Genomic DNA, 765 nt, shown 5'->3' with positions numbered 1-765 from the left:
TGCTTTGCAAGGAGGGTGAAGTCGTAACAAGGTAGCCGTACCGGAAGGTGCGGCTGGATCACCTCCTTTCTGAGAGAAAGGTAGACTTGCGGACGTAGAATGCCCGCAAGTCATGAAACATATCCCGCTATTCTTTCTTTCCTTCCCTTTCTTATAGTTATAAGATCAGGGGACTGTAGCTCAGATGGTTAGAGCACTTCTCTGATAAGGAAGGAGTCATAAGTTCGATTCTTATCAGTCCCATGTTATGCTTCGAAAGTATAACAGTAAATTAAAAAATAGTGTTCTGAATGGGCACTAAGAAGTTCTTTTGCATATTTAGGGAAGGGAAATAAGCTTTAACAGCATTTGTTGGGCGTAGTTGCTGCTGCGCGGAAGCAGTGCTGTGAGAAGCAGAAAAGACAATATGGTCAAGCGAAAGATAGGTTTATGGCGGATGCCTGTAGGAGCTGTGAGGCGAAGAAGGTCGCGACAAGCTGCGAAAAGCCCGGGGGAGGAGCACATATCCCGTGATCCCGGGATAACCGAATGGGGTAACCCAACAGGAGTGATCCTGTTACTGCGATAGTCGAATAAAATAGACTGCCAGGGCGACACTGTGTGAAGTGAACCATCTAAGTAACACGGGAAAAGAAATCAAGAAGGGGCGCGAGCTCCCGGAGATTCCGAAAGTAGCGGCGAGCGAAATCGGAAAAGCCCAAACCGTATTTATGCGGGGTTGTAGGGCTGCATGGGGATGTCCCGAAGAGTTTTGAGAAAACACAC

At 47.6% G+C, this 765-nt stretch carries 1 tRNA gene and 2 rRNA genes; all 3 read left to right on the top strand.

The window, feature by feature from the left end:
* Positions 1-69 (top strand): 16S ribosomal RNA (locus tag AWU74_RS06835); the annotation flags it as partial.
* Positions 70-169: 100 nt separating this feature from the next.
* A tRNA-Ile gene (locus tag AWU74_RS06830) sits at positions 170-243 on the top strand.
* A 165-nt stretch (positions 244-408) separates the two neighbouring features.
* Positions 409-765, top strand: a 23S ribosomal RNA gene (locus AWU74_RS12430); the annotation flags it as partial.

Source organism: Treponema endosymbiont of Eucomonympha sp. (assembly GCF_001028545.1).
The sequence above is the reverse complement of the archived record's forward strand: the minus strand, read 5'-3'. Positions and strand labels throughout refer to the sequence as shown.